This window comes from Rhodanobacter denitrificans, assembly GCF_003335105.1.
Lineage (GTDB): Bacteria > Pseudomonadota > Gammaproteobacteria > Xanthomonadales > Rhodanobacteraceae > Rhodanobacter > Rhodanobacter denitrificans_A.
The window spans coordinates 289026-312626 of record NZ_QFWQ01000003.1; the positions used below are offsets into that span (position 1 = coordinate 289026).

At 68.4% G+C, this 23601-nt stretch carries 22 protein-coding genes; 3 read left to right on the plus strand and 19 right to left on the minus strand.

Annotation, left to right across the window (positions count from 1 at the left end; all coding sequences use genetic code 11):
• Window positions 1–13 precede the first annotated feature (13 nt).
• The 4 genes from DEO45_RS03645 to surE are packed head-to-tail and all read right to left on the minus strand — an operon-like array spanning window position 14 to window position 3190.
• Complete coding sequence (locus tag DEO45_RS03645; RefSeq protein ID WP_114340936.1) at window positions 14–1033, minus strand: peptidoglycan DD-metalloendopeptidase family protein; 1020 nt, start codon at window positions 1031–1033, stop codon at window positions 14–16.
• A gap of 52 nt (window positions 1034–1085) precedes the next feature.
• Window positions 1086–1694 carry a YqaA family protein gene (locus DEO45_RS03650; RefSeq protein WP_114340937.1) on the minus strand — a complete coding sequence of 203 codons (609 nt, stop codon included), beginning with the start codon at window positions 1692–1694 and terminating at the stop codon, window positions 1086–1088.
• Window positions 1694–2389, minus strand: a complete 696-nt coding sequence (locus tag DEO45_RS03655; protein ID WP_114340938.1) for a protein-L-isoaspartate(D-aspartate) O-methyltransferase — start codon at window positions 2387–2389, stop codon at window positions 1694–1696. The genes DEO45_RS03650 and DEO45_RS03655 overlap by 1 nt, the downstream gene beginning before the upstream one ends.
• A 3-nt stretch (window positions 2390–2392) precedes the next feature.
• Window positions 2393–3190 (minus strand): 5'/3'-nucleotidase SurE, encoded by a 798-nt coding sequence (gene surE, locus DEO45_RS03660; protein ID WP_114340939.1) that lies wholly within the window; start codon window positions 3188–3190, stop codon window positions 2393–2395.
• 171 nt (window positions 3191–3361) lie between these two features.
• On the opposite strand from surE, the gene DEO45_RS03665 reads away from it, so the two are divergent.
• On the plus strand, window positions 3362–3895 hold the full coding sequence (locus tag DEO45_RS03665; RefSeq protein ID WP_189339671.1) for a Smr/MutS family protein: 534 nt from the start codon (window positions 3362–3364) through the stop codon (window positions 3893–3895).
• A gap of 153 nt (window positions 3896–4048) precedes the next feature.
• On the opposite strand, the gene truD is transcribed toward DEO45_RS03665, so the two are convergent.
• The 7 genes from truD to DEO45_RS03700 form a co-directional block, all read right to left on the minus strand.
• A complete protein-coding gene (gene truD / locus DEO45_RS03670; RefSeq protein ID WP_114340941.1) occupies window positions 4049–5059 on the minus strand; it encodes a tRNA pseudouridine(13) synthase TruD in 1011 nt (336 codons plus the stop codon).
• Window positions 5060–5222: 163 nt separating this feature from the next.
• Window positions 5223–5696, minus strand: a complete 474-nt coding sequence (gene ispF / locus DEO45_RS03675) for a 2-C-methyl-D-erythritol 2,4-cyclodiphosphate synthase (protein WP_114340942.1) — start codon at window positions 5694–5696, stop codon at window positions 5223–5225.
• Between the two features lie 10 nt (window positions 5697–5706).
• Window positions 5707–6405 carry a 2-C-methyl-D-erythritol 4-phosphate cytidylyltransferase gene (gene ispD, locus DEO45_RS03680; RefSeq protein WP_114340943.1) on the minus strand — a complete coding sequence of 233 codons (699 nt, stop codon included), beginning with the start codon at window positions 6403–6405 and terminating at the stop codon, window positions 5707–5709.
• Window positions 6402–6737: a cell division protein FtsB gene (gene ftsB / locus DEO45_RS03685; protein WP_114340944.1), complete on the minus strand. Its 336-nt coding sequence runs from the start codon at window positions 6735–6737 to the stop codon at window positions 6402–6404. Before ftsB ends, ispD begins: the two co-directional genes overlap by 4 nt.
• A gap of 18 nt (window positions 6738–6755) precedes the next feature.
• Window positions 6756–8069: a phosphopyruvate hydratase gene (gene eno / locus DEO45_RS03690; RefSeq protein ID WP_114340945.1), complete on the minus strand. Its 1314-nt coding sequence runs from the start codon at window positions 8067–8069 to the stop codon at window positions 6756–6758.
• Window positions 8070–8132: 63 nt separating this feature from the next.
• Complete coding sequence (kdsA, locus tag DEO45_RS03695) at window positions 8133–8969, minus strand: 3-deoxy-8-phosphooctulonate synthase (protein WP_114340946.1); 837 nt, start codon at window positions 8967–8969, stop codon at window positions 8133–8135.
• Complete coding sequence (locus tag DEO45_RS03700) at window positions 8966–10636, minus strand: CTP synthase (RefSeq protein ID WP_114340947.1); 1671 nt, start codon at window positions 10634–10636, stop codon at window positions 8966–8968. Before DEO45_RS03700 ends, kdsA begins: the two co-directional genes overlap by 4 nt.
• 208 nt (window positions 10637–10844) lie before the next feature.
• Here DEO45_RS03700 and DEO45_RS03705 point away from each other — a divergent pair, with 208 nt between their 5' ends.
• Entirely contained in the window at window positions 10845–12644 is a 1800-nt protein-coding gene (locus tag DEO45_RS03705; protein WP_114340948.1) for an aminopeptidase P family protein, read from the plus strand.
• A 131-nt stretch (window positions 12645–12775) separates the two neighbouring features.
• Here the strand turns inward: DEO45_RS03705 and DEO45_RS03710 are convergent, their stop codons facing one another.
• From DEO45_RS03710 to DEO45_RS03735, 6 genes are all read right to left on the minus strand, one after another.
• Window positions 12776–13756: a PLP-dependent cysteine synthase family protein gene (locus DEO45_RS03710; protein ID WP_223250772.1), complete on the minus strand. Its 981-nt coding sequence runs from the start codon at window positions 13754–13756 to the stop codon at window positions 12776–12778.
• Window positions 13728–14078 (minus strand): carboxymuconolactone decarboxylase family protein, encoded by a 351-nt coding sequence (locus DEO45_RS03715; RefSeq protein WP_027493453.1) that lies wholly within the window; start codon window positions 14076–14078, stop codon window positions 13728–13730. Before DEO45_RS03715 ends, DEO45_RS03710 begins: the two co-directional genes overlap by 29 nt.
• A 30-nt stretch (window positions 14079–14108) precedes the next feature.
• Window positions 14109–14324, minus strand: coding sequence for a hypothetical protein (locus tag DEO45_RS03720; RefSeq protein WP_114340950.1), 216 nt, complete (start codon window positions 14322–14324; stop codon window positions 14109–14111).
• 59 nt (window positions 14325–14383) lie between these two features.
• Complete coding sequence (gene lipA / locus DEO45_RS03725) at window positions 14384–15361, minus strand: lipoyl synthase (RefSeq protein ID WP_223250773.1); 978 nt, start codon at window positions 15359–15361, stop codon at window positions 14384–14386.
• A 106-nt stretch (window positions 15362–15467) separates the two neighbouring features.
• A complete protein-coding gene (locus DEO45_RS03730) occupies window positions 15468–18224 on the minus strand; it encodes a putative bifunctional diguanylate cyclase/phosphodiesterase (RefSeq protein WP_114340951.1) in 2757 nt (918 codons plus the stop codon).
• 75 nt (window positions 18225–18299) lie between these two features.
• A complete protein-coding gene (locus tag DEO45_RS03735; RefSeq protein ID WP_114340952.1) occupies window positions 18300–19076 on the minus strand; it encodes a TenA family transcriptional regulator in 777 nt (258 codons plus the stop codon).
• 435 nt (window positions 19077–19511) lie between these two features.
• Here DEO45_RS03735 and DEO45_RS03740 point away from each other — a divergent pair, with 435 nt between their 5' ends.
• On the plus strand, window positions 19512–21809 hold the full coding sequence (locus DEO45_RS03740) for a nitric-oxide reductase large subunit (protein ID WP_114340953.1): 2298 nt from the start codon (window positions 19512–19514) through the stop codon (window positions 21807–21809).
• Window positions 21810–22018: 209 nt separating this feature from the next.
• On the opposite strand, the gene DEO45_RS03745 is transcribed toward DEO45_RS03740, so the two are convergent.
• Window positions 22019–22903: a patatin-like phospholipase family protein gene (locus DEO45_RS03745; protein ID WP_114341309.1), complete on the minus strand. Its 885-nt coding sequence runs from the start codon at window positions 22901–22903 to the stop codon at window positions 22019–22021.
• 112 nt (window positions 22904–23015) lie between these two features.
• On the minus strand, window positions 23016–23444 hold the full coding sequence (locus DEO45_RS03750) for a VOC family protein (protein ID WP_114340954.1): 429 nt from the start codon (window positions 23442–23444) through the stop codon (window positions 23016–23018).
• Window positions 23445–23601: the final 157 nt, after the last annotated feature.

Sequence of the window (23601 nt, forward strand, 5' to 3'; positions counted from 1 at the left end):
CCGGCCGCCGCCGTCAACGCGACGGCAGGTAACCCAGCGGATCGACCGGATTGCCGTCCTTGCGGATCTGGAATTCCAGCTCGTCGCGGGTGGTGCCGGTCGAACCCATCTCGGCGATCTGCTGCCCCATGCTGACCCGCTGGCCTTCCTTGACCAGGCGCTTGCGGTTATGGCCGTAGGCGGACAGGAAGCTGTCGTTGTGCTTGATGATCACCAGTTCGCCATAGCCGACCAGGCCATTGCCGCTGTACACCACCACGCCATCGGCGGCGGCGCGTACCGGATCGCCCGACTTGCCGGCGATCCCGATCCCGGGAATCGCGTCGCCGCTGCGGAACTGGCCGACCACAGGGCCATCGGCCGGCCAGCGCCATTGCACGCCGCTGACCACGCGCGAAACACCCGCGGCGGCCGGTGCCGGCGGTGGCATGGTCGCCGGCGGCGCAGTCGGCACGCCGGCAACCGGCACCGCGGCAGTGGCGGCGGGGGCGACCGGCGGCGTGGCGACGTGGCTCGGGGTCGTGGCGGCAGTCGCCGGCATGGTGGCCGGCCCGCTGCTGGCGGACGTGGCGGGCGCCGTCACCGATTCGAACACCGGCGCGCCGGCAGTGGCAACAGCCCCGGAATTGGCCGCCCGACCGGGTGCAGCCGCGGCAGATGGGGCGCTGGCCACGTGACCAGGCACGGTCGCCGTGTGCGGGGTCGCCCGTGCCGGCGGCGACAAGACCAGCCGCTGCCCCGGCCGGATGGTGTATGGCGCGGCGACCCCGTTCCACTGCGCCAGGTCGCGGAAATCCACGCCCTTGCGAAAAGCGATCGAGTACAGCGTGTCGCCCCTGGCCACCACATAGCTGCCGCCGGGTATCGGCGTACGCGAGGGCACCGCTGCGACATGGGCCGGGGGGTTGCCGTAATCACTGCCCGCAACGGGCTCCACCACAACCGAGCTGCGCATGGTGCCGCAGGCGGCAAGCAGCGCGGTCGCGGCCAGGACGGCCAGCCTTGGGAGATATCGATCCATGCGTTCCAGCATACCGAGGCGGCCCGCATTTTTCATGCTGCCCCAATCGCCGGGATGGCTCCGCTCAACGCAGCCAGAACCACCACACCAGCAGCAGGGCCAACCCCACCAGCGCGATCCAGCCGATCCATTCGATGTATTTGTGCAGGACCCGCTCGGCACGTTCACCGAACAGGCGGATCAAAAGCGCCAGCAGCCACACGCGCTTGCCGCGGCCGAGCCCGATGCAGGCCAGGAACGGCAGGATCGGCACACCGATGATGCCGCAGGCCCAGGTGACGAACTTCATCGGCACCACCGGCTGCAGTGCGGCGAGGATCAGCACGCCGAACAGTCCCCAGCGATGCTCGACCATCTGCCGGCTCAGGCTTGCCACGCCCTGTTCGATCGGCGCCAGCAGGTGCAGCATGTCGAGCACCGGGCGCAACGCATGGAACGCCCAGTGCCCCAGCACATAACCCACCAGTGCCCCCAGCAACGAAAACAGCAGGCTGACGTTGGCGAAGAGGAACGCCTTGTGCCGCTTGCCCAGCATCATCGGCGCCAGCATCACTTCCGGCGGCACCGGGAAGATGAACGACTCGACGAAACTCAGTCCGGAAAGGTAGTACAGCGCCTTCGGCTCGCGTGCCCAGGTCAGCGCACGCGCGTAAAGTGCTCCGAACAGGCGCATCAGCCGATCCCGCCCAGCAGGGGCACGAAACTGACCGCGCCCAGTTCCTCCTGGATGAAGTCGCCCTGCCCGTCACCGCGCATGCGGATCAGGGTCTGCCGGCTGGGCGAGCCGACCGGCGCCACCAGTACGCCGGTGGGGCTGAGCTGGTCGAGGATGCGGGTGGGAATGGTGTCGCCGGCGGCGGTGAGGATGATCGCGTCGAACGGCGCCTCGTCCGCCCAGCCGAGCTTGCCGTCGTCGTAGCGCGAGCGCAGGTTGGTCAGGCCGAGCTGGCGGAAGCGCCGGCGCGCCTGGCGCAGCAGGGCCTCGATCCGTTCCACCGTGAACACCTGCGGCACCAGCGCCGCCAGCACCGCGGCCTGGTAGCCGGAGCCGGTACCGATCTCCAGCACCTTCTGCGGCATGCCCTGCTTCGGGTCGAAATGCTCCAGCAAGGCCTCGGTCATGCGCGCCACCACCCACGGTTGCGAGATGGTCTGGCCGTGGCCGATCGGCAGCGCGTCGTTTTCATACGCGCGCGAATGCAACGCCTGGTCGATGAAGTGATGGCGCGGCAGGTTGCGGATCACCTCGATCACCCGCGGATCGCGGATGCCGCCTTCCTGCAGGATCGCCACGAGCCGGTCGCGCGCACGTTGCGAGGTCATCCCCTCGCCCTTCAGGTCCGCGGCGGGCAATGGATAGAGAGTCATCGCTCAGGCCGCCTCGTCACTGCTGGTCCGACCCGACGCCATCTCGTCGCTCAGTGGCCGCATCCAGCTGCTTACCTTCTCCAGCGCCTGGAACCGGGTCAGGTCGACATGGATCGGTGTCACGGAAACGAAACCGCTTCGCACCGCATTGAAATCGGTGCCGGGGCCGGCATCATCCACCTCGCCGGCCGGGCCGATCCACCAGATCGGCCGGCCGCGCGGATCGGTCTGCGCGATGCACGGCGCGGCGCGATGGCGACGGCCGAGCCGGGTCACTTCGAAGCCCTCGATTTCCGCCCACGGCCGGTCCGGTACGTTGACGTTGAGGATGGTGTCGGCCGGCAGCGGATCGACCAGCAAGCGCTGCATCAGCAGCAGCACGGCCTTGGCCGCCGAATCGTAGTGCACGCCCTTGTGGTCGCGGCTGACCAGCGACACGGCGATCGCCGGCAGGCCGAGGAAGCGCCCTTCCATCGCCGCCGACACGGTGCCGGAATAGATCACGTCGTCGCCGAGGTTGGCCGAGTTGTTGATGCCGGACACGACCATGTCGGGCTCCTCGTCCAGCAGGCCGGACAGTGCCAGATGCACGCAATCGGTCGGCGTGCCGGCCACGCGGTAGTAGCCGTTGCCCATCGGCAGCACGCGCAACGGCGCATCGAGCGTCAGTGAATTGCTGGCGCCGGAACGGTCGCGGTCGGGCGCCACCACCGTCACCTGGGCCACTTCGCCGAGACGCTCGGCCAGCACGTGGATGCCCGGTGCATCCACGCCATCGTCGTTGCTGACAAGAACTCGCATGATGCTCCGTCGAAAACTGACTGCCGGCGCGCACTTCGCCCCACGGCGGCGCGCATTCATGCCGTGGAGTCTACCGGAGCGTGACGATGGTTTCACCGGTCCGCGCATCGTTGACGCGCCTTCGTCACCACATGCGTTGCCATTGGTTAGCATGTCCGGATGAAGCGCCGCATGCCCGCCCCGATCGATGCCGAGGACAGCCGCCTGTTCCGCGAGGCGATCGGCGACGTGCGCCCGCTCGATCCGGTGGCGGCCCCGCCCGCCGGCGCGAAACCTGCACCGCACCCGCGCATGCTGGAGGCGGACGAAGCCGCCGTGCCGGGCGAGCTGCTGGACATGGCGTTCGACCCCGCCCTGCTCGAAGTCGGCGAGGAACTGGGCTACCTGCGCGACGGCTATCCGCCGAAGCTGCTGCGCCAGCTCAAACGCGGACAGTTCAGCGTGCAGGACGACCTCGACCTGCACCAGATGAACGCCGCCGCCGCGCAGGCCAGCATCGTCGTCTTCCTGGCCGAGGCGAAGCGGCGCGGCCTGCGCTGCGTGCGCATCGTGCACGGCAAGGGCCTGCGCTCGAAAGCCGCCGGACCGGTACTGAAAGGCCTCACCGACCGCATGCTGCGCCGACGCGACGACGTGATCGCGTTCGCCTCCGCGCGGCCGGCGCTGGGCGGTACCGGCGCGGTCATCATCCTGCTGAAGAGCTAACTGGGGGCCTTGGATGATCCGTCATTCCTGCGCAAGCAGGGTTTTCAACAGACGAACGTCTGGTCATCCAGTGCCTTTCAAACCTTTCGAAAGCAACGGCGCTGGATCCCGGCTTGCGCCGGGACGACGAACAAGAATGGTTTTTCGAGGTTCCTACGATGTCGACGCCAGCTCGCGCACCACCACCGTGGCATACGCGCCCGCCGGCAGCTCGAAGGACAGTTCCAGCGCGTCGTCGCCCAGCCAGCGCCAGCGCAGGTCCTTCGGCAGCAGCCGCAGCGGGCGGCGTTCCTGGTCCATCCGCGCTGCGGCCAGCCCGGCGGCCAAATCGCTGTTCGCCGCGGCGATCCCGCGTTCCAGTTCCCCGGCCTCACCCAGTGTCGGCGGCTCCCCCTGCCCCCACAGCGGGCCGGACGGATGGATGTCGGCGCGGGCCAGCCGCTCGGCCAGCGCCGCGCTGAACGGTTCCGGCCCGAACCAGGAGCGCGAGCCGGCCAGCGACCAGATCTCGCCATCCAGCGGGCTGTCCCATGCGCCGCGCTCGACCCGCGCCGCCAGCACGGCGTTGAAGATGTGCGAACGGGCCGCCGACAGCAGGAACGAACGCTGGTCGCGGTCCACCCGGCGCCCGCCGAACATCGCCCGCGCCTGCGCCACGTTGCCGCCCTCGCGACCGAAGCGCTGCTCGCCGAAATAATTGGGCACGCCCTGTGCGGCGATCTGCTCCAGCACCTTTTCCGCCGCGGCACGATCGCCCTGCACCGCGCGCAATACCAGCACGAAGCGGTTGCCGCGCAGTGCGCCCCGCTTCAGCTTGCGCGAGTGACGCGTTGCCGCCAGCACCTTCACCTCCGCATGCGGAAACGCCGACCAGTCTGGGTCGGGCTTGCCGGCCAGTTGCACCGAGAAGGTCTGCCGGGTCACCGCGTTGCGATCTTTCATGCCCGCATAACCCACCGCGACTTGCGCCACGCCGGCGAATTTCGCCAGCTCGCGCGCCACCCAGTCGGTATTCGCGCCGCGCTTTTCCACCCACAGCAAGGCGTGCTCGCCCGCACCGTCGGCGTCATAGCCGAGGATCTCCTCGACCTGGAAGTCCTCGGGGCCGGCGCGCAATCGGGCGGTCAGTGGCGGTTCGCCGAAGGCATACGGAAGATCGGACATGGACGTTGCTCGGGGGGCGGGGAAAGCAGCGAGGGCCGTCGCGACTCCCATCAGGGAAGCCGCGGACAGGCCAGGGAAAATGAAGAAGCTGCCGCTGGCGGACATGATCGCCTCGCGCCAGTCGTGCAGCCGGCCAGCGGCGTGGCGAGCCTCCCGGTTTTGGTCACGCGTGCTCCAGCAGCACGCATGCCTGCGCGGCGATGCCCTCGCCACGCCCGCAAAAGCCGAGATGCTCGGTGGTGGTGGCCTTCACGCTGATGCAGCCGACTTCGCTGTCCAGGTCGGCGGCGAGGTTCTCGCGCATCGCCTGCGCATGCGGCCCGACCTTCGGCGCCTCGCCGATCACCGTGATGTCGGCGTTGCCCAGCGTGTAGCCGTGCTGCGCCATCAGCATCGCCGCGTGGCGCAGGAACTGGCGGCTGTCGGCGCCACGCCAGCGCTCGTCGGTGGGCGGGAAGTGCCGCCCGATGTCGCCCAGCGCCAGCGCGCCGAAGATCGCGTCGCACAACGCATGGATCACCACGTCGCCGTCCGAATGCGCCACCACGCCGCGACGATGCGGCACACGCACGCCGCCCAGGATGACGTGGTCGCCCTCGCCGAATGCATGCACGTCGAAACCTTGTCCGATCCTCATGGGGCTGCCCTCACGCCATTGTCCTCGCCAGCAGGAACTCGGCCAGCGCGAAATCCGCCGCGGTGGTCACCTTGATGTTGTCCTCGGCGCCCTCGACCAGCAGCGGCGCGAAGCCGGCCTGCTCCATCGCCATCGCCTCGTCGCTGGGATTCACGCCGCACCGCGCCGCCCCGCGCAATGCCATCGCCAGTTGACCACGACGGAACATCTGCGGCGTGAAGGCGCGCCAGCGCTGGTCGCGCGGCTCGGTCAACGCGCTGCGGCCGTCGGCGTCGGCACGCTTCAGCGTATCGCGCAGCGGCGCGCCGAGCAGGCCGCCGTCACCCGCGCCGGCCAGTTCGATCAGTTTGCCGATGTCGGCCAGCCGCACGCAGGGCCGCGCGGCGTCGTGCACCAGCACGAAGTCGTCCGCTCCCACCGAAGCCGGCAGGGCGTCGATTCCGGCCAGTACCGAATCGCTGCGTTCGGCGCCGCCGATCGCGGTCAGCACCGGCTTGCCGTCGAGCCTGTCGATGCCGGGCCAGTGCGCGTCGCCGGCTGCCAGCGTCACCAGCAGGCCGCCGATCCGCGGATGTGCGGCGAGCCGTTCCAGCGTGTGCGCGATCAGCGGGCGCCCGGCCAGCGGCAGATATTGTTTCGGGCAGTCACCGCCGACCCGGGTGCCGCGCCCCGCGGCCGGCACCACGCACCACAGCGCCGGCGCGCTCATGGCGATCCGGCGGGTGTGGCAGGCGGTGGCGGCGGCAACGCACTGCCGGCGCGGGCCGGTTGCTCGACCACCTGGTAAAACACCTCGCCCGGCTTGATCAGGCCCAGTTCGGTGCGCGCCCGCGCCTCGACCGCCTGGTCGCCGTGCTTCAGGTCAAGCACGTCGGCACCGACCGCCTGGTTGCGCTGCAGCAGCTTCGTGTTCTCGTCGGCCTGCTTCTTCACCGCCACGCGCAAGGCATCCACTTCGCGCATGCTGCCGCTGCCGGTCCACAGCTTCAGCTGCAGCCCGATCAGGAGCAGAATCAGAACCAGGGCGATCCAGCGCAGCATGGGCGACCGGAGGCCTGGTCAGCCCGGCAGGCGGGTCAGGTTGGGGAACGCATCGCGGCCGGCATAGCGTGCGGCGGAGCCCAGCGCCTCCTCGATGCGCAGCAGCTGGTTGTACTTCGCCACGCGGTCGCTGCGGCACAGCGAGCCGGTCTTGATCTGGGTCGCGGTGGTGGCCACCGCGATGTCGGCGATGGTGGTGTCTTCGGTTTCGCCGGAGCGGTGCGAGATCACCGCCGCGTACTTCGCCGCGTCGGCCATCGCGATCGCTTCCAGCGTCTCGGACAGCGTGCCGATCTGGTTCACCTTGATCAGGATCGCGTTGGCGATCTTCTTCTCGATGCCTTCGCGGAAGATCGCCGGGTTGGTCACGAACAGGTCGTCGCCGACCACCTGGACGCGGTCGCCGATCGCATCGGTGAGCAGCTTCCAGCCGTCCCAGTCGCCTTCGGCCATGCCGTCCTCGATGGTGACGATCGGGTACTGCTTCGCCCAGCCGGCGAGCAGGTCGACGAACTGCGCCGAGGTGTACTGCTTGCCTTCGCCGGCGAGGTCGTACTTGCCGTTCCTGTAGAACTCCGAGCTGGCCGCGTCGAGGCCGAGCAGGATCTCGCTGCCGACCTTGTAGCCGGTCTTGTGGATGGCTTCGAGGATGGTGTCGATCGCCTCGACGTTGGAGCGCAGGTTCGGCGCGAAGCCGCCCTCGTCGCCGACCGACGTGCCGAGGCCGCGACCGTGCAGCACGCTCTTCAGCGCATGGAAAATCTCCGCGCCGGCACGCAGCGCCTCGGCGAAGCTAGGCATGCCCACCGGGAGGACCATGAACTCCTGCACGTCGACGTTGTTGTCGGCGTGCGCGCCGCCGTTGATGATGTTCATCATCGGCACCGGCAGCGCGCCGGGCTTGCCGGTGGTGCCGTTGATCTCCGCCAGGTACTGCCACAGCGCCTGCTTGCGCTGGGCGGCCACCGCATGGGCGGCCGCCATCGAGACGCCGAGCAGCGCGTTGGCGCCCAGCTGGCCCTTGTTCGGCGTGCCGTCGAGGTTGATCAGCGTGGCGTCCAGGCCGCCCTGGTTGGCCGCATCGAAACCCTTCAGCGCACTGGCGATGGCGCCGTTGACGTTGGCCACCGCCTTCTTCACGCCCTTGCCGCCGTAGCGCGACTTGTCGCCGTCGCGCAGCTCCACCGCCTCGCGCGAACCGGTGGAAGCGCCGCTGGGCACCGCGGCGCGGCCGAAGCCGCCGCCGGCCAGGGTGATTTCGGCCTCCAGCGTGGGGTTGCCGCGCGAGTCGAGGATTTCACGGGCGTGGATGCGGGTGATCTGGGTGCTCATGCGGTGTCCGTATGTTCGGGTAGTGAATGAGTTGGAACGGGCGCATCGCTGCGCCCGCATGTCTCAGGAAACATCCTGCTCCAGGAAGCGGTGCCGCTTGGTCACGGCATCCAGTTCCATCAGGGTTTCCAGCAGCGCCTCCATCTTGCCCAGCGGCCACGCGTTCGGGCCGTCCGACAGCGCCTTGCTGGGATCGGGATGGGTCTCGGCGAACAGGCCGGCGACGCCCACGGCGACCGCCGCGCGCGCCAGCACCGGCACGAACTCGCGCTGGCCGCCGGAGCTGGCGCCCTGGCCGCCCGGCAGCTGCACCGAGTGGGTGGCGTCGAACACCACCGGGCAGCCGGTCTCGCGCATCACGCTGAGCGAGCGCATGTCCGAGACGAGATTGTTGTAGCCGAAGCTGGCGCCGCGTTCGCAGACCATGATGTGGTCGTTGCCGACGGCCTTGGCCTTGGCCACCACGTGCTTCATGTCCCACGGGGCCAGGAACTGGCCCTTCTTGATGTTCACCGGCTTGCCGGCGCGCGCCACCTTCTGGATGAAGTCGGTCTGCCGGCACAGGAAGGCCGGCGTCTGCAACACGTCGACCACCGATGCCACTTCGTCCATCGGGGTGTATTCGTGCACGTCGGTGAGTACCGGCACGCCGATCTGCCGCTTCACCTCACCGAGGATGCGCAACCCTTCTTCCATGCCCGGCCCGCGGAAACTTTCGCCGGAGGAACGGTTGGCCTTGTCGAAGCTGGACTTGAAGATGAAATTCACGCCGAGCAGGCCGGTGATCTCCTTCAACGCGCCGGCAGTGTCCAGTTGCAGCTGTTCGGACTCCACCACGCACGGCCCGGCGATCAGGAACAGCGGCTGGTCCAGCCCGACGTCGAAGTTGCACAGCTTCATGCCACGTGCTCCCTGGCCAGCTTCTCGCCGTCGCGCACGGCCTTGAACTCGCGCGCGGCGCGCACGAAGCCGATGAACAGCGGATGGCCGTCGCGCGGGGTGGAGGTGAACTCCGGGTGCGCCTGGCAACCCAGGAACCACGGATGCCGCTGCTGCGGCAGCTCCACGATCTCGACCAGCAGGTCGTCCATCGACTTGCCGGAAATCACCAGCCCCAGGTCCTCGAACGGCTGGCGGTAGCGGTTGTTGAATTCGTAGCGGTGGCGGTGGCGCTCGCGCACCACGTCCTGGCCGTACAGCTCGCGCGCCAGCGTGCCGGCCTTGAGGCGGCATTCCTGCGCGCCCAGGCGCATGGTGCCGCCGAAGTCGGAACGGTCGCTGCGCTGTTCGACTTCGCCGCTGGCGGTGGTCCACTCGGTGATCAGCGCGATCACCGGGTTCGGCGTGTTGCGGTCGTTCTCGCTGGAGTCGGCATCTTCCAGGCCGGCGACGTGGCGGGCGAAATCCACCACTGCCGCGTGCATGCCGTAACAGATGCCGAAGTACGGCACGCCGTGCTCGCGCGCGTACTTCGCCGCCAGCACCTTGCCTTCGAAGCCGCGCTTGCCGAAACCGCCGGGCACCAGGATCGCATCGGCCTTGCCGAGCACCTTCGCGGCGCCTTCGGCCTCCACCTGTTCGGAGTCGATCCAGTCCAGGTTCACCCGCGTCAGCTGCTTGATGCCGCCGTGGCGCAGCGCCTCGCCCAGCGACTTGTAGGCATCCTTGTGCTCGACGTACTTGCCGACGATGGCGACCGTGATCTCGCTCTTCGGATGCTCCACCGCGTCGACCGTGCGCTGCCAGGCGGACAGGTCCGCCGGCTTGGCGTCCAGCCCGAGGCGCCTGACCACGATGTCGTCCAGGCCCTGCTGGTGCAGGTACAGCGGCTGCTTGTAGATGATGTCCACGTCGGCGGCGCTGATCACCGCGTTCTCCGGCACGTTGGTGAACAGCGCGATCTTGCGCCGCTCGCTCTCGGGCAGCGGCTGCTCGCAGCGGCACAGCAGGATGTCCGGCTGGATGCCGATCGAGCGCAGCTCCTTCACCGAATGCTGGGTGGGCTTGGTCTTGATCTCGCCGGCAGCCTTGATGAACGGCACCAGGGTGAGGTGCATGAACACCACCTTCTCCGGGCCATGCTCGATGCGCAGCTGGCGGATCGCCTCCAGGAACGGCAGCGACTCGATGTCGCCCACCGTGCCGCCGATCTCCACCAGCGCCACGTCGAAGCCGCGGGTGGCCTCGTGGATGCAGTGCTTGATCTCGTCGGTGATGTGCGGGATCACCTGCACGGTGGCGCCCAGGTAATCGCCGCGACGCTCCTTGCGGATCACGCTCTCGTAGATCTTGCCGGTGGTGATCGAGTTCTTGCCGGTCAGGCGGGTGCGGACGAAGCGTTCGTAATGGCCGAGGTCCAGATCGGTCTCGGCGCCATCGTCGGTCACGTAGACCTCGCCGTGCTGGAACGGACTCATCGTGCCCGGATCCACGTTGATGTAGGGATCGAGCTTCATCATGGTGACCGAAAGGCCGCGCGCTTCGAGGATGGAAGCGAGCGACGCCGCAGCAATGCCCTTGCCAAGCGAGGACACCACACCGCCGGTGACGAAAATCAGGGGGGTCATGGAAAGCAGCCGTGCTGGAAATTGGCATTTTAGCTGCAGAAGCGCCGCGCTGCGAGATGGCAACGCAGAATTCTCTGTTCCGGTTCATTTCCAGGTTGATGCAAAGCGCTCTGTAGGGCGGGCATCGCCCGCCATGCTCTGCGCCGGCCAGGCCGCGGCGGGCAGTGGCCGCCCTACGCAGTCGGCGCCCTCTGCTAGCATTTCGGACATGAACAACCCCGCCCCCGCCCGCCTCGCCGCCCTGCGCGCGGCCATGCAGCAGCACGGCGTCGCCGCCGTGCTCGTTCCCAGCGCCGATCCGCACCTGTCCGAATACCTGCCCGCCCACTGGGCCGCACGCGAATGGCTGTCCGGCTTCACCGGCTCGGCCGGCACGCTGATCGTGGCTCGCGACCAGGCCGGGGTGTGGACCGACTCGCGCTATTTCGCGCAGGCCGAACAGCAACTGGCCGGCAGCGGCGTCAGTCTGATGAAGCTGCGCGTGCCGCATACGCCCGAACACCTGGAATGGCTGCAGCAGCATCTGCACGACGGCGACGTGCTGGCCGTAGCCGGCGACAGCGTGGCGGCGACCACCCGGCAGCAGATCGACCGCCGGCTCGCCGACAGTGGCGCCAGCCTGCGCACCGACCTGGACCTGCCTGGCGCGGTCTGGGCGGATCGTCCCGCCCTGCCGCAGGCACCGGTGGTCGAACACGAGCCGGCCTACGCCTGCATCCCGCGCGCCGACAAGCTCGCCCGCCTGCGCAAGGCGATGCACAAGCTCGGCGCCACCCACCACCTGCTGTCCAGCCTCGACGACATCGCCTGGCTGACCAACCTGCGCGGCAGCGACGTGGAGTGCAACCCGGTGTTCCTGGCCCACCTGCTGGTTCAGGCCGACCGCCGCGCCACCTTGTTCGTGGGCCGCGCCAAGCTGAGCGACACGCTGGTCGCCCGGCTGGCCGCCGACGGCATCGGCATCGCCGACTACGCGGCGGTCACTTCAACCCTGCAGGAACTGGGCCCGGCCGACCGCCTGCTGCTGGACAGCAGCCGGGTGGTCAGCGCGGTCGCCGCGGCAATCCCGCCAGAGGTGACCCGGATCGAGGCAGCCAACCCGAGCACCGCGTTCAAGGCGGTCAAGAGCGCCGCCGAGCTGGAGCACATCCGCGACGTGATGCGCCGCGACGGCGCCGCCCTCGTGCGCGGCTTCCGCCGGCTGGAACAGCGCCTCGCCGCCGGCATGACGGTGACCGAGCTGGACGTCGACACCCTGCTGCATGAGGAACGCTCGGTCCAGCCTGGCTGGGTCGGCGAGAGCTTCGCCACCATCGCCGGCTACCAGGCGAACGGCGCGCTGCCGCATTACCGCGCCACGCCGGAATCGCACAGCACGCTGCAGGCCAAGGGCCTGCTGCTGGTCGACTCCGGCGGCCAGTACCTGGGCGGCACCACTGACATCACCCGCGTGCTGGCGCTGGGCGAGACCACGCCGGAACAGCGCCGCGACGCCACCCTGGTGCTGAAGGGCATGATCGGGCTGTCGCGCGCGCGCTTCCCCAGGGGCGCCAGCGGCCCGCAGCTGGATGCACTGGCGCGCGCGCCGCTGTGGGCTTCGGGCATGGATTATGGCCACGGCACCGGCCACGGCGTGGGCTACTTCCTCAACGTGCACGAGGGTCCGCAGTCGATCCGCCCGCCGGTCGCGGGCGGCGCGCTGGTGGCGCTTGAGCCGGGCATGATCAGTTCGATCGAGCCGGGCCTGTACAAGCCCGGCCGGCACGGCATCCGCCACGAGAACCTCGCGGTGGTGGTCGAGGCCGACCGCACCGAGTTCGGCGAATTCCTCGCCTTCGAGACGCTGACCATGTGCCCGTTCGACCGCCGCGCGCTGGAACCGGGCCTGCTCAACCCGGAGGAGCGCGCATGGCTGGACGACTACCACGCCAGCGTGCGTGCCGCGCTCAGCCCGCTGCTGGACGACGCCGACCTGGAATGGCTGAACCGCCACTGCGCGCCGCTGTAGCGCCTCTCCGGGGCGCAGTAGGGCGGGCACTGCGCGCCGCTTTTTCTTTCATTGTGGCGAAAAGCCGGCGGGCGGTGCCCGCCCTACGCGGCTGCTCCGTACCGCCGGCCGCGAGTGATCGACTCGGCGCTTCAGCGGAAGTGCGTGGCGCCCACGTCGACGGCGGCGGGCTGCATGAAATACTCGTGCAGGTACTTCTCGCCCTCGTCGCAGAACGCGGTGACCACCGTCTTCAGCTCGGGGAAGTTCTCGCGCACGCGCTTGGCCGCCAGCAGGTGCGCACCGGAACTGGGGCCGCAGAACAGGCCGTAGCTGCGCGCCAGCCGCTTCATCTCGCGCACCGCGTCGGCGCTGGACACGCTCAGCACATCGTTCACCAGGGTGGCGTGACGCTGGAAGATACCCGGCACGAAGCCGTCGGAAATACCCTCGATGGTATGCGCCGCGATCTCGCCGCACAGGATCGTGCACGACTCTGACGGCTCCATCGCGAACAGCCGCACGTTCGGGTTGACCTCGCGGAACGCCTGGCCCACGCCGATCAGCGTGCCGCCGGTGCCCACGCCCAGCACCAGCGCATCCGGTACGCGGCCCGGCGGCAGCTGGGCGAGGATCTCCGGCCCGAGCAGCAGCCGGTTCTCCTCCACGTTCCACTCCGACTCGAACTGACCCGGGCAGAAGTAGCCGGGCTGCTGGCCGAGCCGCTGTGCGCGCACCAGTGCCTCGTTGACATGGAAGTTTCCGCAGAACAGCACGTCGGCGCCGTACGCCCGCGAGATCGCCACGCGCTCGCTGGACAGGCCCTCGGGCATCACCACCAGCATGCGGTAACCCTTTACCGCCGCTACCATCGACAGCGCGTTGCCGGTGTTGCCGCTGGTCGCCTCGACGATGGTGTCGCCGGGCTTGAGCAAACCCTCCTGCTCCGCCCGCTCGATCATGTACTTGGCGATGCGCGCCTTGATCGAGCCGGAGGGATTGAGGAACTCGATCTTGGCGTAGACGCCCTCGATCTCCAGCAGCGGCGTGCCGCCCACCGCATCGAGGATGCTGTCCGATACCGTGCCGAAGCGTGCGGCCATCTCAGCCGGCCCCATGCGCGTCGTGCGCATGCTGCATCACGTCCAGCGCCAGCGTCGAGTGCGCGTAGGCGCCACCGGCGCGCATCTCGGCGGCCACCCAGATCGCCTCCATGATCTGCTGCTCGCTGGCGCCCTGCTTCAAGGCGCCAGCAGTATGCCCCTTGATGCAGTAGGGGCACTGGGTGACATGCGCTACCGCCACCGCAATCAGCTGCTTGGTGACGGCCGGCAGCGCGCCATCGGCGAACACCGCGGCGCTGAACGCCTTGAAGGCGTCCAGCGGCGCAGGCGCCAGTTCGCGACGCTTGCGCGCCAGTTCCGCGGTCGACTGCGGGTACATCGTCGTGTCCATGTCATCCTCCTCGATGAACCAGATGAAAACTCAATGCCGCGCCGACGCCGCACCCATCACCCAGCCGGGCGGGTCGCTGGCCGGAAAACTCTGGGCGAGCTCGTCGTCGATGCGCCGCTCCCGCGCCAGCGCCGAATCATCGGCCTCCGGCGCGGGCGACCTGCGGCCTGGCGCGGCCGCGGCGCCGGCAGAATCCGGCGCGACCAGCGAGCGGCAGGGGAAACGATGCGCAATGGCAGGAAACATGACGCTACCTCCTGATGTCGATGGACATCGAAGCGATGGACCGGCCCGTCGCGCCCGGGTCACAGTCCCAGGTTGTTGTACTCCAGCACGCGTTCGGCGCGATAACTCGAACGAACCAGCGGTCCGGCGACCGCTTCCAGAAAACCCTTGCCGAGCGCCACCTCGCGATAACGGCGGAACTCGTCCGGCGTGACGAAGCGCTGCACCGGCAGGTGATGCGGGCTGGGCCGCATGTACTGGCCCAGGGTGACCACGTCAACGCCGGCGCCACGAAGATCGTCCAGCGTGCGCTCGATCTCCGCGTCGGTTTCGCCCAGACCCAGCATCATGCTGGTCTTGGTCAGCGTCTGCGGCGCGTGACGCTTGGCGAACGCCAGCACGCCGAGCGTCTGCGCGTAGCCGGCACGCGGATCGCGCACCGGGTGCGTCAGCCGCTCCACCGTTTCGATGTTCTGCGCGTAGGTGACCAGGCCGGCGTCGAGCACGGTCGCCACGGCGGCGTGGTTGCCGGCGAAATCCGGGGTCAGCGCCTCCACCGCGGCCTGCGGCGCGCGCTGGTGGATCGCCCGCACGCAGGCGGCGTAGTGCGCCGCGCCACCGTCGGCGAGGTCGTCGCGGTCGACCGAGGTCAGCACCACGTACTTGAGCCCCATCAGCGCCACCGCGTCGGCCACCTGCAGCGGCTCCAGCGGGTCGAGCCAACCCTGCGGGTTGCCGGTGCTGACGGAGCAGAACCTGCAAGCGCGCGTGCACACCGAGCCCATCAGCATCAGCGTGGCGGTGCCGCGGCCCCAGCACTCGGCGATGTTCGGGCACTTCGACTCGGCGCAGACGGTATTCAGCTTGTGGCTGCGCACGATCTCGTGCACCGCCTCGTACTGCGCGCCGCCCGGCAGCTTGACCCGCAGCCACGGCGGCTTGCGGTCGACATCCGGCGCACCGGTGGCGGCGTTCGGGCGGATGCCGCCCTTGACCGCGCGGGTGCCCTGCGAACTGACGTACTTGCTGCCGTCGGGAACGGAATGACTGCTGGACATGGACATGCGCGGCTGGCTGGACTGCATCCAGTGTCACGCTCCGCGCGCACGCACGCCCTGATGCACATCAAGGCAGCCCGGACCGATTTGTACGCACGGCGCCGGCTCAGCTGCGCTTCGGCGGCACCAGCTTCAACCGCGTCGGCACCGGCGGCTGGCTCGGGCACAGCAAATGCTGCACCTCCTCGGGCCGCAACGGGTAGGAGTACAGGTAACCCTGCCCCTCGATGCAACCGCTGCGCAGCAGGAAATCATGCTGTGCCTCGGTCTCGATACCTTCGGCGATGGTGGTCAGGCCGAGACTCTTCGCCATCGCCAGCATCGCCCCGGTGATCGCCGCGTCGTTGCTGTCGCCCGGCAGGCCGGTGACGAAGGAGCGGTCGATCTTCAGGCAGGTCACCGCCGGCAGTTTGAGGTAAGCCATCGAGGAATAGCCGGTGCCGAAATCGTCGATCGCCACCGCGATGCCGAGCGCGTCCAGGGTCTGCATGGTGCGCGCGATGTCGTCGCCCAGCCGCAGCATCGCGCTCTCGGTGATCTCCAGCAGCAGGCGGCCGGCCGCCAGCTGCCGCGACTGCAGGGTGCGGCTGACCCCGTCGACGAAGGCCGGGTGACCGAACCAGCGCGCCGAGATGTTCACCGCCACGCGGATCGGTGGTACGCCGGCCAGGTCCCAGGCCTGGATCTGGGCACAGGTGGTCTGCATTACCCATTCGTCGATGCGGCGGATCAGGCCCAGGCTCTCCGCCACCGGAATGAATTCGGCCGGCAGCACCTCGCCGCGCTCCGGATGCCGCCAGCGCAACAGCGCTTCCACCGCCACGATGCGCCCCGTTCGCAGTTCCACGCTGGGCTGGAACACGAGATGGAATTCATTGCGCGCCAGCGCCTGGCGCAGCTCGGTGGCCAGTTGCAGGCGCCGACGGGTGTCGGCGTGCATCATCGGCGTGTAGAAACGGAACGCATTGCGCTCCTCGATCTTCGCCGCGTACATCGCCGCGTCGGCGTTCGCGATCAGCGCCAGCGCGCTGTCGCCGTCCAGCGGATAGCCGGCCACCCCGATGCTGGCGCTCAGCACGATCTCGTAGTCGTCCACCAGCAGCGGTTCGGACAAGGTGGTGAGCAGGTGGTTGACGATGGTCCGCGCGTCCTCGCGCAGGCTCAACCGCGGGATCAGCACGGTGAACTCGTCCCCGCCGATGCGCCCGGCCACGTCGCCCTCGGACAGTTGCCGGCGGATCCGCTCGGCCACCTTGACCAGAAGGCGGTCGCCGATCGCATGGCTGTAGCTGTCGTTGACGATCTTGAACGCATCCAGGTCGATGAACAGCACCACCACGGCCAGCCGTTCGCGTTCGGCCACCGCGATCGCCTCGGCGCAGTGGCGCTCGAATTCCGCCCGGTTGGCCAGGCCAGTCAGCGGGTCGTGCCGCGCCAGGTGTTCCAGCCGGAGCTGGTTGGTCTTGGCCTCGTGGATGTTGCTGAATACCGCGACATAGTGGACCACCTGGCCATCGGCATCGCGGATCGTGCTGAGGCTCAGGTGCTCGGGGTAGCTGCTGCCGTCGCTGCGGGTGCTCAACACCTCGCCCATCCAGGCATGGCCGGCGTTGACGCTGTCCCAGATCGACTGCGGCAGCGGCTTGCCGTCAGGCAGGCGGCGGCTGTCGTCGAGGCGCTTGCCCTGCAGCGCCTGGCTGGTGAAGCCGGTGAGTTCGGTGTGCGCGGCATTGGTCGAGATCACCTGCCGCCCGGCATCGGCGATGATCACGCCTTCGGCGATGCTGGCCAGCGCCTCGGCGGCGATCCGGCGCTCGCGCTCCATCGCCACCCGCTCGGAGATGTCGCGGATGATCGCCTGGCGCACCGGTTGCGCGCCCCACTCCGCCACGCTGGTCTGCGTTTCCACCGGACGGGTCTGGCCATTGGCGCCCAGCAGCACATTGGTGGCGGCCCGCCCGGCCCGCTGGCCCGCCATGGACTGCATGAACAAGTGCACGAAGCGGTCGCCAACCAGCTCCTTCGCATCGCGCCCGGTCCACGCCGAAGCGGTGCGGTTGACGTCCAGGATGCGCCCGCTGGTCTCGTCGACCATCACGATCGCGTCGGCGGCGCTGTCGAACAGCAGGCGATAACGCTCCTCGCTGCCGCGGATGCCTTCCAGGGTACGGCGCGCCATGTGCAGCCACAGCAGCGCGGCGACCAGGAACGCACTCAGCACGGCCCAGAACAGCAGCTCGCCCAGCCATACTGCCCCCCGCACGACCTCGATCGAGAACAGGTCCGTGCGCGGCTCCATGTAGCCATTCAGCGTCTTGATACGCCCGCGTTGCCGCGCGATCTCGGCCGGCGACGCGCCGCCGGCACGGTAGGCGGCATGCAGTTCGTCCGCAATCGTGCCGAGCTCGGTGATCGATGCATCGGTGGAACGCCAGGCCGCAAGCGCCTCGCGTATGTGCGGCATGCCGGAGAAGTGCCGCAGCATGAAGGTCATTCCCGGCTGCGCCGCCGGCATGATGTTGCCGCGCTCGAATACGCGGGTGATGGCTTGCTTGCTGTAACCGCCCGAGATGATCGCCTCGCGTCCCCAGCGGTCAGACTCGAGCAGCCCGTGATGGTCGCGGAAGCTGGCAAGGTCCGCGGCATCGCCATCGAGCGCGTAGTTGTCCAGGTCGATCACGGCCTGCTTCTGCGCCTTGGACCAGACACTCTCGCTGTTGAGGAAACCAGCGAGAGTGACCTGGACCTGTAGCACGCCCCAGGTCAGCGCCATGATCAACGCGATCGCCACCGCCAGCGCATAGGCCAGCGGCAGCAGGTGCCGCGTCAGAGGTTTCTGCAAACTGTTGCCGCTGGAGTGCATCGCCCGCCCATTCGATTGATGATGCAGCCCGCTTCCATGGTTACGGTCTGTCCCGAGCCTGTCCCGGGTATCGACTCAAGCTGCGGCTCCTTTAGCCACCCACAGATCACGACACGACCGGATACACCGGTCACCAAGCAGGATCATGCTCACGTAGCTCCGCTTGATGCACTCGGCCAGATGCGCCACGTCATCGGCCGAGGGAGTTTCACCCATCAACGTGCACACTATATCCAATGCTTCCCACGGATGGACATCATCATAGGCGGCATGCAGGTGCAGCCAGCGCAGGCTGGATGCCCTGATCGCCGGGTCGAAGCTCTCGCGGTACTTCGCGCTGTCGTAGATCAGCCGCGACCATTCGCCGGTAGCTCCCTCGATCGCGTAGTTGGTGGCCACCATGCCGGCCGCCAGGGTGCCTCGTGCGCTGATCTCCTCGCACCAGCGGGCAAGCCCGTCGGTGCCGTGCGGAGGTGCCCGGCGCAACAGGTCGTCGCGTGGCACGCCGGCGCCTTCGGCCCAGTTCAGCCAATACTCGGCGTGGTTCTGCTCAACCCGGATATTGCGCACGAGCCAGCGACGCGCCTTGTCGTCGCCCGGGCTGCGGCCATACCGGGTCTTCAGCAGGTTCAGCGCCATGTAGCTCGGGAACCGCTCGATGAAAGGCCACAGGCCCATCATGAAGTTGCCGGTGGACTCCGCATCGAGCTGCAGGGCGATCATCATCTGCCAGATATCGTGGTCCAGAACGCGCTGCTTCGTGCTTTCGCAATCGGCCACCATGTCCTGCGCCCACTGCGGATAGCTGCCAAGTTCGGTCAACGAGCCGGTACGGTCAAAGGGAGTATGCATAACGTTTTTCCTCGGTCATCAATGGGTACTGCGAGCAATCGCAGCGTCAATGACCGGCACGGAGGACAAAATCCCAATGCCGGCCGCCTTCCGGCATCGCGGGTGATGCCGAAATCCTTCATGCACGGCCACCGTGGCGGCGCCCTTCTGCGCGCGCCGTCGGAACCGGGCGTTGCCGCTGATGCGACGCGATGTTCCAAGGCATATATCCGGAGCGCACGCCTCCGCCTGTTCCGCTGTCGATCCGATTGGCCTCGACCGAAGGGATGGCCAGCCCAACCGCCGTTCACATGTCCTGCACGGAAAAAAGAAAAAGCTTGCCGCGACAATTCGGGGGAAATCTCCACAAGGCACGCTCCGGTTCCGGCACTGGCGGGCGGACGTGTCTGCGATATCGCCCGATACTCGCCCACACGTCGCGGAAGAGGAAGCATCATGAGCATTGCTGCCCAGCCATTGACTCCGGAAGATCCCGAACTTTCCCCCTGGTGGCTGCGTACGGTGCTGATCGTGATGGTGCTCGGTTTTGCCGGCTTGTTCGCGATCACCACGCTGGCCTACCGCAACGCCCCGCCGATTCCTGCCCGGGTGGTGGACGCGCAGGGCAACCCGTTGTTCAGCGGCGACGACATCCGCGACGGCCAGGCGGTTTTCCTGAAATACGGGCTGATGGACAACGGCAGCATCTGGGGCCACGGCGCCTACCTGGGGCCGGATTACTCGGCCGCGGCCCTGCACCGCATCGGCGAGGACGCTGCCGATGCCATGGCGCAGCAGCAGTACCAGCAGCCACTGGCCGGGCTGACGCCGGGCAGGCAGGCGGCGGTACGCGCACAGACCGCGGTGGAACTGAAGACCAATCGCTATGACCCGGCCAGCGACACGCTGCAGCTGACCGCACCGGAAGCCGCGGCCTTTAGCCAGCAGGTTTCCCACTGGACCGACTACTTCCTGCACCCCGAGCGCAACGGCGGTCTCAAGGCCGGGCTGATCACCGACCCGGCCGAATTGCACCAGTTCACCGCGTTCGTGACGTGGGCCGCCTGGGCCTCGGTGGCGAACCGCCCCGGCGAGAACTACTCCTACACCAACAACTTCCCCTACGACCCCGCCGTCGGCAACACGCCGGTGCCGGGGGCGCTGCTGTGGAGCGCGCTCAGCCTGATCGTACTGCTGGCCGGCATTGCTGTGGTGCTGCTGATGTTCGGCAAGTTCGACTACCTCGGCTGGATCAGCCGCGGCCAGCACATCCACCCGCACCTGCTGCCGGGCGTGGCCAGCCCCGGCCAGCGCGCGCTGGTGAAATTCTTCGTGGTGGTGGCGCTGCTGTTCCTGGCGCAGACCCTGGTCGGCGGCGCGGTGGCACACTACCGCGCCGACCCGGGCAGCTTCTACGGCTTCCAGCTGGAAACGATCTTCCCCAGCAACCTGATGCGCACCTGGCACCTGCAGACGGCCATCTTCTGGATCGCCACCGCCTATGTCGCGGCCGCGCTGTTCCTGGGCCGCACGCTGCGCAGCGACGAGCCGCGCTGGTTCGCGCCCTGGGTACATCTTGTGTTCGGCGCATTCGTGGTGGTGATCGGCGGCAGCCTGCTCGGCGAATGGCTGGGCATTGCCCAGATGCTCGGCAAGTGGTGGTTCTGGCTGGGCAACCAGGGCTGGGAGTTCCTGGAGCTGGGGCGCTTCTGGCAGTTGCTGCTGGTGGTCGGCCTGCTGGTCTGGTTCGCCCTGCTGTGGCTGCTGGTGCGCCCGCGCTCGCTGGCCAACCCGGAGTCGAAGCCGCTGGTGAAGATGTTCCTGTTCGCCGCGGTGGCGATCCCGGTGTTCTACATTCCCGCGCTGTTCTTCGGCGCGAAGACGAACTACACCGTAGTCGACACCTGGCGCTTCTGGATCATCCACCTGTGGGTCGAGGGCTTCTTCGAGTTCTTCGCCACCACGGTGGTGGCGCTGACCTTCTACCAACTGGGCCTGACCCGCCGCAATGTGGCGCTGCGGGTGATCTACCTGGACGGCATCCTGTACTTCCTCGGCGGCCTGATCGGCACCGGCCACCACTGGTATTTCACCGGGCAGACCAGCGTCAACATGGCGATGTCGGCGATGATCTCGGTGCTGGAGGTGGTGCCGCTGACCCTGCTCACGCTGGACGCCTGGGACTTCGTGCGCACCACCCGCGGCCAGTGCGACGTCTGCGGCAAGTCGGTGGCGGTGCCGCACCGCTGGACGTTCTACTTCCTGATCGCGGTGGGCGTGTGGAACTTCGTCGGCGCCGGCATCTTCGGCTTCCTGATCAACCTGCCGATCGTCAGCTACTACGAAGTCGGCACGCAGCTCACGCCGAACCACGGCCACGCCGCGATGATGGGCGTATTCGGCATGCTGGCGCTGGCGCTGATGGTGTTCGTGCTGCGCCAGACCAGCAGCGACGAGCGCTGGGCGGGCATGGAGAAATTCGTCCGGACCGGCTTCTGGGGCACCAACATCGGCCTGGCCATGATGGTGGTTTTCAGCCTGTTCCCCAGCGGCGTGCTGCAGGTGTGGGACGTGATCCAACATGGCTACTGGCACGCCCGCTCGCTCGACTACATCGGCAGTTCGCGCTCGCACCTGATCGAATGGATGCGCCTGCCCGGCGACCTGGTGTTCATCATCTTCGGCGCGATCCCGCTGACCATCGCCGCGGTCAAGGGCTGGCTGGGCGTGCGTGCATTGCCACCGTCCGCCTGAGCACAGGCCGGACTCTGGCGCCACCGACCGATGGCGGCAGCCGCGCTGCCGCCGGCATGGCCGGGGCAGCGCGGTAATGCCGGAACAGCGTGCTCAGGCGTCTTCCCGGCGGGTGAATCCACCCGCACACCACGCCTCGCTGCCCACGCCGTGGTGCACGAAGAACAGGCCGGCCGGATCGTACGTCCGCTTCGCCGCCGCCAGCGCGCTCAGTCGTGGTGCTCGCGCAACTGCGGGGGCGTTCCGGCACGATCGAGCCCGCCCTGTTCAAGCCAGCGGCAGGTCTCCGTCCTGGCGCGGGCGATCAGCCTGGCCGCGGCGGAATAGTCGTACGGCGAAACATCGAGTGGACAGAGGCTCGGCACGATGCGCAGCTCCACCGCGGTACCGGCGAAGCGCTCGGCGTCGTATACCAGCTGGCGGGCCACCAGCAGACTGAGCGCGTGCATCGCGCGTGCGATCGCACCCGACGGCGCCCGCTCGAGCGCGCAGGCAAACCCGGTGGGCAGCACGATCACGCGCGTGGCGCCGAGGCCGATCGCCGCCGAGATCGGCGTGTTGTTGGCCACGCCGCCGTCGACCAGCCAGCGCCCGCCGATCCGCACCGGCGGATACACGCCCGGGATCGCGGCACTGGCCAGCACGGCATCGACCGCCGCCCCGGCAGACAGGAGCACCTCCTGACCGTTCAGGATGTCCGACGCCACCAGATGGACCGGCAGGGCCGCATCCTCCAACTGCCGATAAGGCAGGTAGCGTTCGAGCAGGCGCCGCAGGCCGGACGAATCCACCAGATGATCGCGCCGGCGCAGCAGGCCGAACACGCTGCCGAGGTTGAACGGAAGCACCTCGCGCCGTGTCAGTGCGCACCAGATCCGCTCCAGCTCGCGGGCGCCGGCGACGGTCGGATCGCCGGCGAAATACGCCGCGTTGATCGCCCCGGCCGAGGCACCGACCAGGAACGCCGGCGCCTCGCCCCAGTCGAGCAGGGCCTGCAGCATGCCCACCTCGATCGCGCCAAGGCTGCCGCCTCCGGCCAGCACGAAGGCGGTGCGCCGCTGCGCATTCCCGACGACCGGTTTCGTCTCTGCCATCTCGCCCACCTGCATGCGCCGATATTACGGCGCGCCCGGTCATCTGACGCATGCCGCAGCCGCAGGTTCCTCATGCAGGCGCGCGCCAGGCAATTCCGCTGTCGTTGCGCCGTCAGCCGGCCGGCGCGCTCGGCACCAACACCATCCAAGCCACGCCGAAACGGTCGGCCAGCATGCCCAAGCTGGAGGCGAAGAAGGTCGGCATCAGCGGCTGCTGTACCTGGCCGCCATCGGCGAGCGCATCGAACATGCGCTTCGCCGCGGCGTCGTCATCGGCGGAAAGCGCCAGCGAGAAACCCTTGAACTCGGGTTGGCCGCCGCTGAACCCGTCCGAGGCCAGCACCTGGGTCGCGCCGATCTGCAGGCAGGCGTGCATCACCTTGTCCGCCGGAACCTGCGTGCCGTCGGGGCAGTGGGCGGAGCCCTCAGGGCCGTTGGCATAGCGCATCAGCATGACCACCTCGGCGCCGATCGCCTGGCGGTAGAACGCAATGGCCTCTTCGCAACGGCCGTCGAAGAACAGGTAGGGCTGGATTTGCATGGGGTGGCCTCGTCGTGGGGTGGGTAAAGCGGAGAGCCGGCACACCGTCTCGCTGGGCTGCGACGAACGGCCCGCACGCAAATCGACACCCCGTCGCCGCAGATGGTCACCGCTCCGTGGTGCCGGCGCCACGAACACGCGCGCCGCCAAACTTTCC

What these genes read in the sequence shown, in the direction of transcription:
- DEO45_RS03705 (WP_114340948.1), top strand. Translation starts at nt 10,845, where the DNA reads ATGAACAACCCCGCCCCCGCCCGCCTCGCCGCCCTGCGCGCGGCCATG.
- DEO45_RS03745 (WP_114341309.1), bottom strand. Translation starts at nt 22,903, where the DNA reads ATGGCAGAGACGAAACCGGTCGTCGGGAATGCGCAGCGGCGCACCGCC.
- eno (WP_114340945.1), bottom strand. Translation starts at nt 8,069, where the DNA reads ATGAGCACCCAGATCACCCGCATCCACGCCCGTGAAATCCTCGACTCG.
- DEO45_RS03750 (WP_114340954.1), bottom strand. Translation starts at nt 23,444, where the DNA reads ATGCAAATCCAGCCCTACCTGTTCTTCGACGGCCGTTGCGAAGAGGCC.
- truD (WP_114340941.1), bottom strand. Translation starts at nt 5,059, where the DNA reads ATGTCCGATCTTCCGTATGCCTTCGGCGAACCGCCACTGACCGCCCGA.
- DEO45_RS03665 (WP_189339671.1), top strand. Translation starts at nt 3,362, where the DNA reads ATGCCCGCCCCGATCGATGCCGAGGACAGCCGCCTGTTCCGCGAGGCG.
- DEO45_RS03715 (WP_027493453.1), bottom strand. Translation starts at nt 14,078, where the DNA reads ATGGACACGACGATGTACCCGCAGTCGACCGCGGAACTGGCGCGCAAG.
- ispF (WP_114340942.1), bottom strand. Translation starts at nt 5,696, where the DNA reads ATGAGGATCGGACAAGGTTTCGACGTGCATGCATTCGGCGAGGGCGAC.
- DEO45_RS03730 (WP_114340951.1), bottom strand. Translation starts at nt 18,224, where the DNA reads ATGCACTCCAGCGGCAACAGTTTGCAGAAACCTCTGACGCGGCACCTG.
- DEO45_RS03720 (WP_114340950.1), bottom strand. Translation starts at nt 14,324, where the DNA reads ATGTTTCCTGCCATTGCGCATCGTTTCCCCTGCCGCTCGCTGGTCGCG.
- surE (WP_114340939.1), bottom strand. Translation starts at nt 3,190, where the DNA reads ATGCGAGTTCTTGTCAGCAACGACGATGGCGTGGATGCACCGGGCATC.
- DEO45_RS03735 (WP_114340952.1), bottom strand. Translation starts at nt 19,076, where the DNA reads ATGCATACTCCCTTTGACCGTACCGGCTCGTTGACCGAACTTGGCAGC.
- ftsB (WP_114340944.1), bottom strand. Translation starts at nt 6,737, where the DNA reads ATGCTGCGCTGGATCGCCCTGGTTCTGATTCTGCTCCTGATCGGGCTG.
- DEO45_RS03740 (WP_114340953.1), top strand. Translation starts at nt 19,512, where the DNA reads ATGAGCATTGCTGCCCAGCCATTGACTCCGGAAGATCCCGAACTTTCC.
- DEO45_RS03700 (WP_114340947.1), bottom strand. Translation starts at nt 10,636, where the DNA reads ATGACCCCCCTGATTTTCGTCACCGGCGGTGTGGTGTCCTCGCTTGGC.
- DEO45_RS03650 (WP_114340937.1), bottom strand. Translation starts at nt 1,694, where the DNA reads ATGCGCCTGTTCGGAGCACTTTACGCGCGTGCGCTGACCTGGGCACGC.
- ispD (WP_114340943.1), bottom strand. Translation starts at nt 6,405, where the DNA reads ATGAGCGCGCCGGCGCTGTGGTGCGTGGTGCCGGCCGCGGGGCGCGGC.
- kdsA (WP_114340946.1), bottom strand. Translation starts at nt 8,969, where the DNA reads ATGAAGCTGTGCAACTTCGACGTCGGGCTGGACCAGCCGCTGTTCCTG.
- lipA (WP_223250773.1), bottom strand. Translation starts at nt 15,361, where the DNA reads ATGTCCAGCAGTCATTCCGTTCCCGACGGCAGCAAGTACGTCAGTTCG.
- DEO45_RS03655 (WP_114340938.1), bottom strand. Translation starts at nt 2,389, where the DNA reads ATGACTCTCTATCCATTGCCCGCCGCGGACCTGAAGGGCGAGGGGATG.
- DEO45_RS03710 (WP_223250772.1), bottom strand. Translation starts at nt 13,756, where the DNA reads ATGCGCACGACGCGCATGGGGCCGGCTGAGATGGCCGCACGCTTCGGC.
- DEO45_RS03645 (WP_114340936.1), bottom strand. Translation starts at nt 1,033, where the DNA reads ATGCTGGAACGCATGGATCGATATCTCCCAAGGCTGGCCGTCCTGGCC.